Annotated in this window: 13 protein-coding genes; 2 read left to right on the plus strand and 11 right to left on the minus strand. The window is 61.1% G+C overall.

Annotated elements, in window-relative coordinates:
- Positions 1 to 12 precede the first annotated feature (12 nt).
- Genes EA795_RS02480 through EA795_RS02515 form a run of 8 tightly spaced genes read right to left on the minus strand, consistent with a single transcriptional unit; the run spans position 13 to position 8,155 of the window.
- Positions 13 to 1,533 (minus strand): AAA family ATPase, encoded by a 1,521-nt coding sequence (locus EA795_RS02480; RefSeq protein WP_122075377.1) that lies wholly within the window; start codon positions 1,531 to 1,533, stop codon positions 13 to 15.
- A gap of 9 nt (positions 1,534 to 1,542) precedes the next feature.
- Positions 1,543 to 2,643, minus strand: coding sequence for a 3-dehydroquinate synthase (gene aroB / locus EA795_RS02485; RefSeq protein ID WP_014851439.1), 1,101 nt, complete (start codon positions 2,641 to 2,643; stop codon positions 1,543 to 1,545).
- Positions 2,644 to 2,666: 23 nt separating this feature from the next.
- Positions 2,667 to 3,215, minus strand: coding sequence for a shikimate kinase AroK (gene aroK / locus EA795_RS02490; protein ID WP_276310931.1), 549 nt, complete (start codon positions 3,213 to 3,215; stop codon positions 2,667 to 2,669).
- Positions 3,216 to 5,321 carry a type IV pilus secretin PilQ gene (locus EA795_RS02495; RefSeq protein ID WP_122075379.1) on the minus strand — a complete coding sequence of 702 codons (2,106 nt, stop codon included), beginning with the start codon at positions 5,319 to 5,321 and terminating at the stop codon, positions 3,216 to 3,218.
- A 53-nt stretch (positions 5,322 to 5,374) separates the two neighbouring features.
- Complete coding sequence (locus EA795_RS02500) at positions 5,375 to 5,902, minus strand: pilus assembly protein PilP (protein WP_058074025.1); 528 nt, start codon at positions 5,900 to 5,902, stop codon at positions 5,375 to 5,377.
- Positions 5,899 to 6,522 carry a type 4a pilus biogenesis protein PilO gene (gene pilO, locus EA795_RS02505; RefSeq protein WP_122075382.1) on the minus strand — a complete coding sequence of 208 codons (624 nt, stop codon included), beginning with the start codon at positions 6,520 to 6,522 and terminating at the stop codon, positions 5,899 to 5,901. The genes EA795_RS02500 and pilO overlap by 4 nt, the downstream gene beginning before the upstream one ends.
- Positions 6,519 to 7,091 carry a type 4a pilus biogenesis protein PilN gene (gene pilN / locus EA795_RS02510; RefSeq protein WP_058074026.1) on the minus strand — a complete coding sequence of 191 codons (573 nt, stop codon included), beginning with the start codon at positions 7,089 to 7,091 and terminating at the stop codon, positions 6,519 to 6,521. Before pilN ends, pilO begins: the two co-directional genes overlap by 4 nt.
- Positions 7,091 to 8,155 (minus strand): pilus assembly protein PilM, encoded by a 1,065-nt coding sequence (locus EA795_RS02515; RefSeq protein WP_058074027.1) that lies wholly within the window; start codon positions 8,153 to 8,155, stop codon positions 7,091 to 7,093. The genes pilN and EA795_RS02515 overlap by 1 nt, the downstream gene beginning before the upstream one ends.
- Before the next feature lie 179 nt (positions 8,156 to 8,334).
- Here EA795_RS02515 and EA795_RS02520 point away from each other — a divergent pair, with 179 nt between their 5' ends.
- A complete protein-coding gene (locus tag EA795_RS02520; RefSeq protein ID WP_122075384.1) occupies positions 8,335 to 10,767 on the plus strand; it encodes a penicillin-binding protein 1A in 2,433 nt (810 codons plus the stop codon).
- A 122-nt stretch (positions 10,768 to 10,889) separates the two neighbouring features.
- Here EA795_RS02520 and EA795_RS02525 read toward each other — a convergent pair whose 3' ends face one another.
- The 3 genes from EA795_RS02525 to rpmE all read right to left on the minus strand — a co-directional run bounded on the left by EA795_RS02525 (position 10,890) and on the right by rpmE (position 13,338).
- Positions 10,890 to 12,158 (minus strand): malic enzyme-like NAD(P)-binding protein, encoded by a 1,269-nt coding sequence (locus EA795_RS02525; RefSeq protein ID WP_014851431.1) that lies wholly within the window; start codon positions 12,156 to 12,158, stop codon positions 10,890 to 10,892.
- Between the two features lie 144 nt (positions 12,159 to 12,302).
- A complete protein-coding gene (locus EA795_RS02530) occupies positions 12,303 to 13,103 on the minus strand; it encodes a thermonuclease family protein (RefSeq protein WP_122075386.1) in 801 nt (266 codons plus the stop codon).
- Positions 13,104 to 13,125: 22 nt separating this feature from the next.
- Entirely contained in the window at positions 13,126 to 13,338 is a 213-nt protein-coding gene (gene rpmE / locus EA795_RS02535; RefSeq protein ID WP_122075388.1) for a 50S ribosomal protein L31, read from the minus strand.
- A 193-nt stretch (positions 13,339 to 13,531) separates the two neighbouring features.
- Between rpmE and EA795_RS02540 the strand changes: the two genes are divergently transcribed.
- Positions 13,532 to 15,754, plus strand: coding sequence for a primosomal protein N' (locus EA795_RS02540; protein ID WP_122075390.1), 2,223 nt, complete (start codon positions 13,532 to 13,534; stop codon positions 15,752 to 15,754).
- Positions 15,755 to 15,848 lie beyond the last annotated feature (94 nt).

The following is a 15,848-nucleotide window of genomic DNA, read 5'->3' on the forward strand; positions in this document are numbered from 1 at the left end:
CATTTTTTACCTTTATTTACGCATTTCCTTCTGGACACTGGCAAAGCTACGTGCCCAAGGCTTGCCGGACTGAAGCGCAGCCGGCAGCGTCTTGATCGCGGCCAAAGCGGCCGCGCGATTGGCGAAATTGCCAAAGGTGACCACGTAGAGTGGCTTGCCTTCATGTTCCTTCACGAAGTAGCGATAGTCACTGCCGCGCTGTGCGACCAGCGCCTGCGCGTTCTTCTCCGTTCGCGTGCCCAGGATCTGCACCAGGTAGCGGTTACCCCCCTGCTCGGCATACCAGGCAGAGTGGGCCGAAGCGGCGGGCGCCGCAGGTGCAGGCTGGGCAGCAGGTCGAACGACTTCAGGCGTTTTCAGTGCAGGCGCCTCAGGTACCACAGGCTCCGGAGCAGGTTGCGCGACCGGCGCTGGCGCTTCCTTCTGGGTCACAGCGGGACTCGGAGCCGCACCATCCTGGTGCGTGATGGACGCGGAATTTTCTTCCGAAACATCTTCTGCAGGCTCGACGGCAGCCGTTCGAGCGCTATCGGTATTCGCCGGTTCGGCTGCCGCTGGTGTTTCGAATTCGATCTTCGAAGGCGACTCAGGCAGCGTGACCGGACCGGCAGCCGACTCTGGCGCACTACCCGGAGCATTACCCAACGCCAGAGGCGTGTTCGTCTGCACCTCGGGCTCGTCCTCTCCGCCTCGCAGCAGGAATGCGACCGCGATAATACAAAGCACCGCGAGCACTGCCAGCAGATGCCTCATCGGCAAGGGGAACGGCCAACCTTTGGTGGCCTTGCGGGTTTTCGAGTGCTTTATCGCTTCGATCAGTTCTTCACGCGCCACCAGGTTGATCGCACCCGGCCAACCACCGGACTGCTCATGGATACGAGCGATCTGTTCCTCGGACAAAGTTTCAAGCCCTGCACCGGCACCTTCCAGGCGCTGCGCCAGATACTCGCGGGTTTCGTCCTCTTCATATGGCTGCAACGCAATCACATGGAAACGTTCCTCGCCTTCGACCAGCGCCTCCAGCCTGGACACCAGCGAATCCTCGCCGAATAGGAACACGTGCGGCCTGGCCTCGGGGCTGCCGGCGGCCAGACGCAGCAGGGTCTCGACCGCGGCGCCGGTGAGCTGCTCGGCGTCATCGACCAGCAGATAGACTTCCTGCCCAGTCAGCGCCAACTGGACGATCTGCGCCATCACCCCGTCGAAGTCGGCGTGCTGGATATTCAACGCCTGCCCGATCTGCTGCAGGACGGCGCTGGAATCGGCGGTGCCCTGCGGGGTGATGACCACGCTCATGACGGCCTGCTTGTTGCTGCTTGCCACCAAGGCCTGGCGCACCAGCGTCTTGCCGCTTCCCTCCGGCCCGGTCACGACCAGCAGGAGCTGGCTGTAGCGCGCCAGATGATGCAACTGCCCCAGCACCGGCTTGCGCTGGGCGGGGAAGAACTTGAAGCCCGGCACGCGCGCCGCAAAGGGGTCGTGGCTGAAACCGTAATGGTCCAGGTAGGAATCGTCGGCAGACAAACTGGTCATGAAAATCCCTTATGCGTTGGGCGATGGGGTCAGCGCGTTGTAATCCGCATTCAATGTTGACTCCAGCACATCGCGCGAAAAATCACTGGTGACAACCGCTTCACCCAATGCCTTGAGCAGCACCAGACGTAGTTGGCCGTTGATCACCTTCTTGTCCACCGCCATGTGCTGCAGGAAATCCTCGGCGCTCATCCCCGCTGGCGGGACCACCGGCAGGCCGGCACGTTGCAACAGGCGTACGCCGCGATCCCTATCAGCCTGTTGAATCCAGCCAAGTTGCTGCGACATCTCCAGCGCCATCACGGTTCCCGCCGATACCGCTTCGCCGTGCAACCAGGCGCCATAGCCCTGGTGCGTTTCGATGGCATGGCCGAAGGTATGGCCGAGATTGAGCGTGGCGCGAATGCCGGACTCCCGTTCATCAGCTGCCACTACCGCAGCCTTGGCGGCGCAAGAACGGTGGATGGCCTCGGTAAGCGCCTGCGGATCGAGCGCAAGCAGCCGCTCCATGTTCGCCTCGAGCCATCCCAGAAAGGGCTCGTCGCAGATCAGTCCATATTTGATGACTTCGGCCAGACCGGCGGACAGCTCACGCGCGGGCAATGTGGTCAGCGTCGCGGTATCGATCAGCACAGCCTGCGGCTGATAGAAGGCACCGATCATGTTCTTGCCCAGCGGGTGATTGATACCGGTCTTGCCACCTACCGAGGAATCGACCTGCGACAGCAACGTGGTCGGCACCTGGATGAAATCGACCCCGCGCTGGTAGCTAGCCGCAGCGTAACCGGCCATGTCACCCACGACACCGCCGCCCAGCGCGACAACGGTGGTACGCCGGTCATGGCGGGCCGCCAACAGGCCGTCGAAGATCAGTTGCAGGGTTTGCCAGTTCTTGTATGCCTCGCCGTCAGGAAGAACGATCGGCGTGACGGAGAAACTTTGGAGGTGCCGAGTCAGGCGTTCGAGATACAGCGGCGCGACCGTCTCGTTGGTGACGATGGCAACCTGTTTGCCCCGGATGTGGCGAGAGAGGAAATCGCCATCGATCAGTTGCTCGCCAATGAGAATGGGATAGCTACGCTCGCCGAGATCGACCTGAAGAGTCTGCATTGGGGCCCCCTGGATAAAGGGGGCTAGGATAGCGCAGTTTCGTCGCGGCTTTCACGAGGCGGAAGACTGCGCAATCTTTCCAGAATCTCGCCGACGACCAGGCGCGGCGGGCGCTCGTCCGTCTCGACCACGACATCGGCTATCTCGCGGTACAACGGATCGCGAATCGCCATGAGATCGGTCAGAACCTTCCGGGGGTTAGCCGTCTGCAGCAATGGCCGATTGCGATCGCGAAAAGTGCGATCGAGCTGCTGATCGACCGAGGTACACAGATAGATGATGCGCCCGCCCATCTGCAGCACCCGGCGGTTCTCCGGCCGCAGTACCGCACCTCCTCCGGTCGCCAGAACGACACCATCCAGCTGACACAGATCCGCGATGACATGGTGCTCCCGCTCGCGAAACCCCTGCTCACCCTCGACGTCGAATATCAGCGGAATGCTGGCACCCGTTCGCCGCTCGATCTCCTTGTCGGAGTCCCTGAACGGCAGCCGTAGCTCCTTGGCAAGCAAACGCCCGATGGTGCTTTTTCCAGCTCCCATCGGGCCTATGAGGATGAAGTTGTGCGCCAATTAACGATTCACTGCGATAGCCTGGTTGTTCAGAATTCTAGGGGTCAGGAATACCAGTAGCTCAGATTTGGCATCAGTCACGACATCACGACGGAACAGCCGCCCCAGGAATGGTAAGTCACCCAAGAACGGCACCTTGTCGACGCTCTTGGATTGACTGTTCGAGAATACACCACCAATCACTACAGTTTCTCCATCGCTCACCAAAATTTTGGCATTGACTTCGTTCTTGTCAATCGGGGGAATACCGTTCATTGCATTACGGAAATCAGGGGCATCTTTAGTGACCTTCACTTCCATGATGATGCGGTTGTCCGGTGTAATTTGAGGAGTGACCTCGAGAGACAAGGCCGCCTCTTTGAACGATGTGCTGGTCGCGCCGCTGGAGCTAGCTTCCTGGTAAGGCACTTCTGTGCCCTTCAGAATCTTGGCTGTTTCTTTGTCTGCAGTCATGACCTTCGGCTGGGATACCACCTCTCCGTTTCCGGTTTTCTCCATTGCCGAAAGTTGAAGATCCAACATGACATGATCAGAGATAAAACCGATCCCAACGCCAGACGTACTACCCAAGACGCCCATATCAACGAATGGCACCGGGGCTACACCTTCGTCCAACTTGAATCCACCGACTGTATCGGTGCCAGGTAGCCTAACGAAGCCATCATCATCGACCGAGCGACTGCCATCCTTTCCGTAGGCACTCCATTGATCATTGACATAGTTCCCGCCCCAACGAACCCCAAGCGCCTTATCGTAGTCCACGTTCGCCTCGACGATCCGCGCCTCGATCATCACCTGACGTACCGGAATGTCCAGCTGCGCCACGATGCGACGCAGCTCGTCCAGCCGTTCCTGTGTCTGATAGGCGATAATGTTGTTGGTGCGATCATCGACGGCTATCGAGCCGCGATCTTCTGTCGAGGCCCCATTGCTGGTCACCGACTGGAACAGACGTGCAATGTCGGCGGCCTTCGCATAGTTGACCTGCACTACTTCACGACGCAGCGGCGCCAATTCGGCGATCTGGCGCTGGGATTCCAGCTCCTGACGCTCACGTGCGGCAATCTCGTCGGCCGGCGCAACCAGCAGTACGTTGCCGACCTGACGCTTGTCCAATCCCTTCGTCTTGAGCACCAGTGCCAAGGCCTGGTCCCAAGGCACGTTCTGCAGACGCAGCGTGATATTGCCCTGCACCGTATCACTGGCGACCAGGTTCAGATCGGTAAAGTCCGCGATCAGCTGCAACACCGAGCGGACGTCGATGTCCTGAAAGTTGAGCGAGAGCTTCTCACCGGAATAGGCGAAATGTTCTGCGTTGCGCTTCTCCGCTTCATCCGCGGTCAGCGGCTTGATGCTGATGGTGAGCTTGTCATCCGTCTGATACGCGAGGTAGTCATAGCGACCACTCGGCTCGATGGCGATGCTCGCGGCACCTCCTTGACTGGTCGCATCGACGAACTTGACCGGGGTAGCGAAATCCTGCACATCCAGCCGAACGCGCAGGGCCTCCGGCAATTGTGTCTTGGCGAAGGTGACGCGAATCTTGCCACCCTGCTCTTCGATGTTCGGGCTGATCGATGGATCCGACAAGGAGATGACGACGTTGCCTGCTCCATCGTCCCCACGGCGAAAATCGATGTTACTGATGGACTTGCTCTGCACCGCTGCCGGAGCCGGCTGGGCGACCGGAGCGGCTACAGGAGCAACGGCTGCCGGAGCGGCTGCACCGCTTTCACCGAGTACCACGAAAAGATTGTTGCCATCGACACGGGTCGAATAAGGCACCAGCGTGGTGAGATTGACGATCAGACGAGTCCGCCCTTGAGCTTCCACCACCGTTACGCTGCGCGCGTTACCGACACCCAGCTCACGGTTCTTCGAATCCAGCTTGCTGGAGACACCGGGAAGGTCCAGTGCGATGCGCGCCGGCTGATCGAGCGTGTAGCCGCGCGGTGCAGCGACGGGCTCGTCGAAAGCCAACTTCAGCTCCACCCGATCCCCGGGCAGCGAGGCAACGTCCAGGGCGTTAAGGTTGGCAGCCAGCAAAGCAGGTGAAGCAAGGGCCGCCATCAGGGAAAGGCCGAGGCGAGAAAGGGTGCTGTTCATAAAAGGCTTCCGTTGTGCAGACCGGTACAGGTTTTCCATTTTTTGCCCCAAACTCAGGTGCGCTCTTTCAAGGTCAGGCTACGCGGGCGCTCCAGCCAGCCACCATCGCCATCAGGCACGATTTCAAGCACATCGACCTCCGCCTCGCTGATGTCAACGATGCGGCCATGGTTGCGCCCCAGATAATCACCGATCTTCACGCGGTGAACCCCATCACCACCCCGAATCAGGGCATACATGCCTGCGTCATTGGTCAAGGTTCCGACCATGACGAAGTTTTCGATATTGAACTCTTCGAGGAACTGCTTGATGCGTGTCTCGTCGGGGCGAATGTCCTTCGAACCCTTCTGCCGCTGTGCCAGATCGAGCTTCATCGGCGGCTGGAACGGGTGACGCAGGGAGGCTGCGCTATAGGTGAAGGCTTCGTAGGGCAGAAACGTAGGCAGAGGTTCGATCGAGCCTTTCGGCTTCGCCCGCACCTCATCCATATAGATTTGCAGGTCGGCAAAGTCGCGATCGGCACCGCAACCCGAAAGAAGCAGAGCTCCCAACCCCACGGCAATAACTTGGGCTCTGATCATTTCTGCAGCCCCTTGTCGTTATATCGATACGTCTTGGCCAGAATATTCATGTGCAACTTCGAGGAAGTCTCGTTCTTCTCGGGTTTTATCTCGAAGTCGTGCAGTGTGACGATACGCGGCAAGCTGGATACGCCACTCACGAAAGTCGCAAGATCGTGATAACCACCCACAACTTTTATCTGTATCGGCAGTTCGATATAAAACTGCTGCGCCACTTCGGGTTGCAACTTGATCTCTTCGAACTCCAAGCCACTTCCCAATCCGGTATGCGTGATGTCTTCCAACAGGCCGGGCACTTCCGTGTCGCTGGGCAACTGACGCAAGAGGGCGCCGAAAGAAGCCTCCATCTCGGCCATCTGGGCCTTGTAGGCTTCGAGGTTCGCCGCCTGGAAGGCCTTGGTCGAAAACTGTTGCTTCAAGGTTTCTTCCTGGGCTTTCTGGCTATCGAGCTGGACCTGCAGATCACTCAGGTGGAAGTAATAACCAAGTCCCAGCACCGCAACCAGCAACAGCACGGCGCTGATGAACTTCACGGGGCCCGGCCAGGAGCCGATATTGTTCAGGTCCAGATCGGAAAGATCGACACTGCGCAGGCCCTGCATCGAATCGGCGAGACTCATGGCTTGCCTCCTTCAGCCGCGACGGCAGGCTGGGTCTGTTGCACGGTGAGGCGGAAGACGTTCTCCTGATCGACAGCACCGGCCGTAACGGCCTTGACTTCATTCAGGTTCGGCGCGTCCAGCCAGTCCGAGCCATCCAGGTTGCGCATCAAATTGGAAACACGATTGTTGGATTCGGCTGCACCGACAATGGCAATGTTCTTGCCCGTCATCTTCAGTTCGGTGAAATACACGCCATCCGGCAGGGTGCGCACCAGCTGATCGAAGACCCGGCCAATAATCGGCCGGTTGCCCTGCAGGTCCTGGATGATCTTCATCCGCTCGAGCAGTTGCTGGCGACGCTCGCGCAACTCCTTGATCTCCGCGATGCGCTTGTCGAGCACGGCTATTTCCTGCCGAACGAAATCGTTGCGCGCGACCTGCCGCTCGATAGCATTCTGGAAGTACTGATCGGCCAGGAACACGAGGCCACCGGCCACGATCAGAACGCCGACGAGCGACACGAGGAAGCGCTGCTTGCGCTCTTCGCGAAGCTGTTCCCGCCAGGGAAGAAGGTTGATCCGCGCCATCAGTCGAAACTCCTCAGCGCCAGTCCGCAGGCGATCATCAGGGAAGGCGCATCACTGGCCAACGCGCCCGCGTTGACCTTGCCGCTCAGGGCCATGTCGGCGAATGGATTGGCAACCAGCGTCTGGGTACCGATCTTCTGCTGGATCAGCCGATCGAGGTTGGGAATCGACGCGGTGCCGCCAGCGAGCAGGATGTAATCGACATCGTGAAACTGCCCGGCAGCAAAGAAGAACTGCAGCGAACGCGAGACCTGCTGAACGACGGCCTCCTTGAACGGCTGCAGCACTTCGCTTTCGTAGTCGTCCGGCAAGCCACCCTGCTTCTTGGCAAGGCCGGCCTCTTCCATGGAAAGCCCGTAACGCCGCTGGATTTCTTCCGTCAACTGGCGTCCGCCGAACAATTGCTCACGCGTATAAATGGTGCGACCGTTGTGCAGGACGCTCAGGGTGGTCATCGTCGCCCCAATGTCGACCAGCGCAACGGTCAACTCATCGTGGCCCGCCCCCAGCTGGGGCGCCAGCAGGCTGTAGGAACGCTCCAGAGCGTAAGCCTCGACATCCACGACTTTGGCAGTCAGACCGGCCAGAGCCAGCGCGGCCTCGCGGATCTCGACGTTTTCCTTTCGGCAAGCGGCGAGCAACACTTCCACTCGCCCGGGCGATCGCGCGGCAGGGCCCTGCACTTCGAAGTCGATCGCGACCTCTTCAAGCGGATAAGGAATGTACTGGTCGGCTTCGATCTTGAGCTGGTTTTCCAGCTCGTCGTCGGAAAGGCCGGCATCCATCTCGATGCTCTTGGTGATGACCGCCGAGCCGGAAACCGCGACCGCCGCGGACTTGACGCCGCTCTTGGCCTTGTTCAACAGACGCGACAAGGCCTGGCCGACACCCTCGAGTTCGGCGATGTTCTTTTCGACAACGGCATTCGCCGGCAGCGGCTCGACAGCATAGGCTTCGACCCGATACCGATTGCCGGTGCGACTTAATTCCAGGAGCTTGACGGACGTCGAACTGATATCGATCCCGAGCAGCGTATTCGCTTTCTTAGTGAAGAGCCCTAGCACGGCCGATTTCCTATCTTTATCCGTGACTTACGGATTAATTATGTTTATCCACATTAGATAACAGCCTTGACAGAAGCGCAAATGGCTCCCCAGCAAAAAAACCGCTTATAATGTGATCGGTTTTTCCCTTTCAGCATCATCTGCAATTACCCCCCTCCATCCTGGATTCAAAAACCCCAATGCGTTTCCTGAAGTTTTTCCTTTGGTCGTGTTTCGCTGTTTTCTGCGGACTGTTGCTCAGCCTCAGCGGGGCTTTTCTTTACCTGAGCCCCTCTCTTCCATCCGTCGAATCCCTGCGTAGCATCCAGCTACAGATCCCGCTGCGTGTCTACAGCAGCGATGCCAAGCTGATCGCACAATTCGGAGAAATGCGCCGCACCCCGATCGCCTTCGATGACATCCCCCAGGACTTCATCGCTGCGCTGCTGGCCGCCGAGGACGACAATTTCGCCAATCATTATGGCGTCGACGTGAAAAGCCTGATGCGCGCTGCCACGCAATTATTGAAAACGGGGCAGATTCAGACCGGCGGTAGCACCATCACCATGCAGGTGGCGAAGAACTACTTCCTCACCAGCGAGCGCAGCTTTTCGCGCAAGATCAACGAAATCCTGCTGGCGCTGCAGATCGAACGCGAACTCAGCAAGAACGAGATCCTCGAGCTCTACGTCAACAAGATCTACCTCGGCAATCGTGCGTATGGGATCGAAGCCGCCGCGCAGGTCTACTATGGCAAATCGATCGACGAACTGACGCTGGCGCAGTTGGCCATGATCGCCGGCTTGCCGAAGGCGCCATCGGCCTTCAATCCATTGGTCAATCCCGAGCGCAGCAAGGAGCGACGCGACTGGATTCTCGGGCGCATGTACAGGCTCGGCTCGATTGACGAAGCGCGCTGGCAACAGGCGCTGGCCGAGCCCGTGGACGCGTCCTATCACGGCGCGACGCCCGAGCTGAACGCGCCTTATATAGCCGAGATGGCCCGCGCGGAGATGGTTGGGCGCTTCGGCAGCGCAGCCTACACCGATGGATTCCGGGTATTCACCACCACCAGCAGCGAACGTCAGGAAGCGGCCAACCTGGCATTGCAACAAGGACTGATCGAATACGATCAGCGACACGGCTATCGAGGCCCCGAGGCGCACCTGGCAGATGCGAGTCCGGAAGCCCGGCTGTCACAGTTGAGCACCCGCCGCAGCTTGAGCGGCATGCATCCCGCCGTCGTGACCCAGGTCGGCAGCGACGGAATTCATGCCATGACCCGCGATGGAGCGGAGCACGCGGTGGCATGGGAAAGCATGAAATGGGCACGCCCCTATCTCGGTACCAACAGCCTCGGCCCGGCTCCCAAGCGGCCCGCCGACGTGGTCAAACCGGGCGATGTCATCCGCATTCGCTGGCAGGAAGAAAGCGCCCTGTTCAGCCAGGTTCCGCAGGCCCAGGCAGCGCTGGTCTCGCTCGATCCCTCGGATGGCTCGATCGAAGCGCTGACGGGTGGGTTCTCCTTCGAGCAGAGCAACTACAACCGGGCAATCCAGGCCAAGCGCCAGCCCGGCTCCAGCTTCAAACCCTTCGTTTACAGCGCCGCGCTGGACGCCGGTTTCAATCCCGCCAGCCTGGTGAACGACTCACCGATCGTTTTCGTTGAAGAAGGCATGGACCGGATCTGGCGGCCGAAGAACGACAACAACACCTTCCTCGGCCCCATCCGCCTGCGCGAAGCGCTGTACAAATCCCGCAACCTGGTCTCGATCCGCCTGCTGCAAACCATCGGCATCTCCTATGCGGTGGATTACATCACGCATTTCGGCTTCAGGCCGGAGGATCTGCCACACAACCTGTCGCTCGCACTGGGCACCGCGACACTCACCCCCATGGAGATTTCAACGGGCTGGGCCACTTTCGCCAACGGCGGCTACAAGATAGAGCCCTATCTCATCGAGCGAATCGAGGACCGCGACGGCAAGCTGCTGTTCGAGGCAAACCCCGCTCGCGTACCGGACTCCAAGGTTGCAAGCGAGCAGCCTGGCGACGACTCGAATACCATCGCCTTCGCTCAGCACGACACGGCACTGGAAGCCGAAGAGGCTGACCAGCCTGTACATGCCAAGAAAATCATCGATGGACGCACCGCCTACATCATGACCAGCATGCTGCAGGATGTGATCAAGCGAGGCACCGGCCGCCGCGCGCTGGAGATGGGCCGAAGCGATATCGCCGGCAAGACCGGGACTACCAACGAATCGAAAGACAGTTGGTTTTCAGGCTACAACGCCGATTTCGTCACTACGGTCTGGGCCGGCTTCGACCAGCCGCAAAGCCTGGGCCGGCGTGAATATGGCGGAACCGTGGCGCTGCCGATCTGGATGAAGTACATGAGCGCCGTCCTCGAAGGCCGCCCCGAGCATCCGCCTGCCGAACCGGAAGGCCTGGTGACCCTGAGGGTCGATCCTCACACGGGGCGAGCAGCGTCGCCCGGCACTCCAGACGCCTATTTCGAGCTGTTCCGGCTCGAGGAATCGCCACCCGAAATGGGTGAACTGGAGCCCGGCGCGCCTCTGCCCGGTAGCCCCCTCCCCGCTACGGAAGCAGCACCGATAGACCTGTTCTAGAGCGCCGCGCCGCCCTCTATCGCTGGCCGATGGCTTGAAACAAAAAAACCGAAACCCAATGGGTTTCGGTTTTTCTTTTCAAGCGTCCAGCCACTCACCATGGCAAGTGGCTGATCAGCCTATCAGCGACCGAATACGTCTTCCACCGACTGCAGCGGGTAGTTCGCCGGGTAGGGCAGGGTCGCCACGCCACTGTCGATCGCAGCCTTGGCCACCGCATCGGACACCAGGGTGATCAAGCGCGGGTCCATCGGCTTCGGAATGATGTAGTCGCGACCGAATTCCAGATTATCCAACCCGTAAGCCGCGGAGACTTCCGCAGGAACCGGAAGCTTGGCTAGGTCACGCAGCGCGTGAGCGGCCGCGATCTTCATTTCTTCGTTGATGCGCGTCGCACGAACATCGAGCGCACCGCGGAAGATGAAGGGGAAGCCCAGCACGTTGTTGACCTGGTTCGGATAGTCCGAACGACCGGTTGCCATGATCACGTCGGAACGCGTCTCGTGCGCCAGTTCCGGGCTGATCTCCGGATCCGGGTTGGAGCAGGCGAAGACAACCGGATTGGCAGCCATGCGCAGCAAGCCTTCAGGGGAAAGCAGGTTGGCACCGGACAGGCCCACGAACACATCGGCGCCGTCCAGCGCGTCGTCCAGCGTCCGCTTGTCGGTCTCGTGGGCGAACATCGACTTGTACTGGTTGAGATCGTCACGACCGGCATGGATCACGCCCTTGCGGTCGATCATGAAGATGTTCTCGATCTTCGCGCCGAGGCTGACCAGCAGCTTCATGCAGGAAGTGGCAGCAGCGCCGGCACCGAGGCAGACGATCTTCGCGTCCTCGATGGTCTTGCCGGCGATTTCCAGGGCGTTGAGCATGCCGGCCGCGGTGACGATGGCGGTACCGTGCTGGTCGTCATGGAATACGGGGATATCGCATTGCTCGATCAGCGCACGCTCGATCTCGAAGCACTCCGGTGCCTTGATGTCCTCGAGGTTGATGCCGCCGAAGGTGATGGAGATGCGCTTGACGGTATCGATGAAAGCCTGGGGGCTTTCCGCATCGACTTCGATATCGAATACATCGACGCCGGCGAAACGCTTGAACAGCACGCCCTTGCCTTCCATAACCGGCTTCGATGCCAGCGGGCCCAGATTGCCCAGACCGAGAATGGCGGTGCCATCGGAAATCACCGCCACCAGGTTGCCCTTGCCTGTGTACTGATAGGCGAGCGCCGGGTCACGCCCGATTTCGCGTACCGGTGCGGCAACGCCCGGGCTGTATGCCAGCGCAAGATCGCGCGCAGTTGCGGTGGGCTTGGTCAGCTCGACACTCAGCTTTCCGGGACGGGGATTGGCGTGATAGTCGAGAGCGGCAGTTTTAAGGTCAGTCATGGCATTTCCGCGTTTATTTTTACTTGGGACAGACAGGCGATCGAGCATACGCCAACAAGGCGCGCACTCACAACCTGCTCCGAAGCCGGCCTTGTAGCGGGCTGTTAACCGCGATTTAGACTTGGTTCCACGCGTTAGAGACACTCAATTTCGTGTCTCCGCCAACATCGCCGGATGGCTGACCTGTACCAGCCAGCGTGATCGCGGCGTGGAGCCTTGGCGCCTGGCCCGATCGATCACCCAGCCCCGCACCTCGACGCTGCGCCCTCGCAGCTCGTCCAGATGCCCCTGCCGGAACGCATCCAGCGCCGCAACCGGCACCTGAACGGCCACCCCGCCCTCGAGCTCCAGCCAGATGCCACCGCGATTGCGCTCGACACGCTGCACTCGCCCCTCGAGCAGCGCGAAGCCGCCTTGCCGAACGTTTCGTGCCGACTGCACCGGTGATTGACGCCAGAGGCCGAGACCAGCCTCGCGGGCGCCTCGCTCTGCCAGGAGATGACAAGCGGCCAACGCGGCATTCGGTCGCACCACAACGAAGTAACCCAACCCCTCCGCGAGCAGCGACGCCTCCAGATTGCTTCCGGCCGAGTCGAACGCGTGCGCCAGCCAGCGCCCGTAATTGTCGCGAGCCTGCTCGCCGGAATGCAGTCCGACCTGGCCACCGTTGGCCTCGACCAGGGCCTGCAATCGACGCTTGGCCCTTTCCGCGAAGGGCTCGGCGCGACGCCCCTTGCGCCCGAGCTCAGGCGTGTTCAGACCTATCAGACGTACGCTACGGCCATCAACCAGGCGCAGCGTATCGCCGTCGATCACCTGCGCCACTTTCTGAACCTGCAGCGGACCGGGCGGCGAGCAGGCCGCCGACGCAGCCGCGGCAAAAAACGCAGAAACGAAAAAGGCGCCCACCAGGGACGCCTTTCTCAGTTGCTCGGAAAGTCTCACGGACTTCCTTCGCGGTGTCGGCTTACTTGGCGCCGAACACGCCGAAACGCTGCTTGAAGCGATCGATGCGGCCGCCGGTATCCAGCACTTTCTGCTTGCCGGTGTAGAACGGGTGGCACTCGGAGCAAACGTCGATGCTCAGGTTCTTGGCCAGCGTGGAGCGAGTCTTGATGACGTTGCCACAGCTGCAAGTCGCTTCGATTGCTACGTACTCAGGATGGATATCGGCTTTCATGAAAAATCCTCTAGGACTTGTGCCGCCACCCGACCCTATGCCGAGTACCGCACGAATTAGGGCGCGAATGATACCAGAGCACTGATGTGATGCAAGCGCAGGTGATCGGCGAATTCAGACCCTTCGAACGAGCCGGTGCGGCCCGGCGGAGTCGCAATCGTTTACCATCGGCGGCCCTTGTCAGGACTTACGCATGCCGCAACCCATTCTTCGCCTCGCCCTGCCCTCGCCGCTGCGCCGATTGTTCGACTATCGCGCCCCGGCCGGCGTGCCGCATGCCGCATTGCTGCCCGGCGTTCGGCTGAGGGTACCGTTCGGCCGGCGCGAGGTGATCGGCATACTGGTGGAACTGGCCGACAGCAGCCCGGTTGCGGACGACAAGCTCCGCCCCGCCCTGGAACTGCTGGATACCCGCCCGCCGTTGCCGGCGGCGCTGTTCAGGCTGTGTCTGTGGACAGCGCAGTATTACCAGCACAGCCTTGGCGACACCCTGAGCTGGGCGCTGCCCGTGCTGCTGCGCCAGGGCGAGCCCGCGGAAGCGCGCCAAGAGCGTTTCTGGCATCTGGCCGAGGGCGCTCACCTCGACGACCCCCGACTGGCGCGCGCGCCACGCCAGCGCGACGCTCTGAAAGCTATTGCACAACACACTCACGGCCTCGCCCACGGCCTGCTCGGCAAATTGCAGCTGAACAAGGACAGCCTCGATCTTTTGCTAGCCAAGGGGCTGGTGCGGGTCGAAACGCGACGCAGCCACACCCACGCGGCGCATCAGGGCTCCTGGCTGCTGCAGCCGGAGCTGACGCTCAACGGTGAGCAGCGTGCCGCGTTCGAGGCGATACGCGCCGGCCTCGGCAGCTTTCGGCCGTTCCTGCTGGCCGGCGTGACCGGCAGCGGCAAGACCGAGGTCTACCTGCAGCTGATTCACCAGGTCCTCAAGGCCGGCAAGCAGGCACTGATCCTGATCCCTGAAATCAATCTGGGCCCGCAGACCCTGGCGCGCTTCGAGAAGCGCTTCAATGCCCGTATCGCCCTGCTGCACTCCAACATCAATGATCGCGAGCGATTGGACGCCTGGCTGGCCGCCCGTGATGGCGAGGCGGACATCATCATCGGTACGCGCTCGGCGCTGTTCACCCCGCTGAAGAATCCAGGCTTGATCATCCTCGACGAGGAACACGACGCCTCCTACAAACAGCAGGAAGGCCTGCGTTATCACGCACGCGACCTGGCGGTGGTGCGTGCCCGCCAGGAAAACCTGCCGATCCTGCTGGGCTCTGCCACGCCCTCGCTGGAAAGCCTGCATAACGCCCACGCCGGACGCTATGCGCTGCTCAAGCTGACGCAGCGAGCAGGCGGCGCCCAGCCACCACGCTTCCTGCGCCTGGACATCAAGAGCCGGCCGCTGGATTCAGGCATTTCCGGCCCCCTGCAACAGGCCATGGCGCAGACCCTGTCCGCGGGCCAGCAGGTGCTGGTGTTTCTCAACCGGCGCGGCTTCGCCCCCTCGCTGCTCTGCCACGACTGCGGCTGGCTCAGCCAATGCCAGCGTTGCGACGCGCGCATGACCCTGCATCAGCGCCACAACGAGCTGCGATGCCACCATTGCGGGTATGTCGAACGGCCGCCACGAAACTGCCCCAAATGCGCCAGTGTCGACCTGCGCCCCGTCGGCGCCGGGACCGAGCGCGCCGAAGAGCGCCTGGGCATTCTGTTTCCCGATTTTCCGGTGCTGCGTATCGACCGCGACAGCACCTCGCGCAAGGGCGCCATGGAGCAGTTGTTCAACACCATCAACCGTGGCGAGCCCTGCCTGCTGGTCGGCACGCAGATGCTCGCCAAGGGGCACCACTTTCCCCGCGTGACGCTGGTGGCGATTCTCGATGCCGATGGCGGTCTGTTTTCCGCCGACTTTCGCGCCAGCGAACGCATGGCACAGCTGATCGTGCAGGTCGCCGGACGTGCCGGGCGCGCGGAAGAAGCCGGCAAGGTCATCATCCAGACGCACCTGGCTGACCACCCGTTACTGGTACAGCTTACCGAGCAGGGTTATTTCGCCTTTGCCGAACAGGCCCTGAGCGAACGTCGCGCAGCGGGCCTGCCGCCCTTCAGTCATCTGGCCCTGCTGCGCGCCGAAGCCCACAAGCCGGGGCAGGCAGAGGTTTTTCTCGACCAGGCCTGTGAGCAGGCCGAGGCGCTGCTACAACAACTCGCTCTCACTGGCATCGAATTGCTCGGGCCAGTACCAGCGCCCATGGAGCGCCGTGCCGGACGCTATCGCGCGCAATTGCTGCTGCAAGGCAGCGCGCGGGCACCCCTGCATCGCTTGCTGCATGCCTGGCTGCCCGGCGTGGAGCAATTGCCCGGCAGCCGCACGGTGCGCTGGTCGCTGGATATCGATCCGATCGATCTGTTCTAGTCACTCTCGTCCAGCCGTCCGGCCGCCAGCACATCCGCCCGACTCATGCCTGCCCCCTGTGGCTTGCAACTTGGCGCTACCCCTATAATGCTCG

It is taken from the genome of Stutzerimonas nitrititolerans, from assembly GCF_003696285.1.
In the GTDB taxonomy this organism is placed as follows: domain Bacteria; phylum Pseudomonadota; class Gammaproteobacteria; order Pseudomonadales; family Pseudomonadaceae; genus Stutzerimonas; species Stutzerimonas nitrititolerans.